This is a genomic window from Campylobacter sp. 2018MI01, assembly GCF_018501205.1.
Lineage (GTDB): Bacteria > Campylobacterota > Campylobacteria > Campylobacterales > Campylobacteraceae > Campylobacter_E.
Genome location: NZ_JAHCZE010000203.1, coordinates 1 through 393, shown reverse-complemented (window position 1 = coordinate 393; position 393 = coordinate 1). Strand labels below are relative to the sequence as shown.

1 protein-coding gene is annotated in these 393 nt (G+C 53.9%); it reads right to left on the bottom strand.

Annotated elements, in window-relative coordinates:
* Positions 1–393 (bottom strand): ribose-5-phosphate isomerase RpiA (rpiA, locus tag KJQ97_RS09670; protein ID WP_214120732.1); only part of this gene is annotated, 393 nt, incomplete at both ends.

Here is a 393-nt window from a genome sequence, read left to right as displayed (position 1 = left end):
CCGTTATCCGTGACCACGTTCTGACGGTACTCCGGACGCCCGCCCAGCTTCACCAGTTGACGAGCGACCGCGCTGCGCGCCATCGGAATCACTTCGACCGGCAACGGGAATTTGCCAAGAATATCCACCTGTTTAGAGGCATCCGCAATACAGATAAATTTCTCTGCCACGGAAGCAATAATTTTCTCACGGGTTAATGCCGCGCCGCCGCCTTTGATCATCTGCATATGACCGTTGATTTCGTCCGCGCCGTCGACATAGATGCCCAGGCTATCCACTTCGTTGAGATCAAACACATGAATACCGAGGCCTTTGAGTTTTTCAGTCGAGGCGTCCGAGCTGGAGACCGCGCCTTCAATCTGGCCTTTCATTGTGCCCAGCGCATCAATAAAG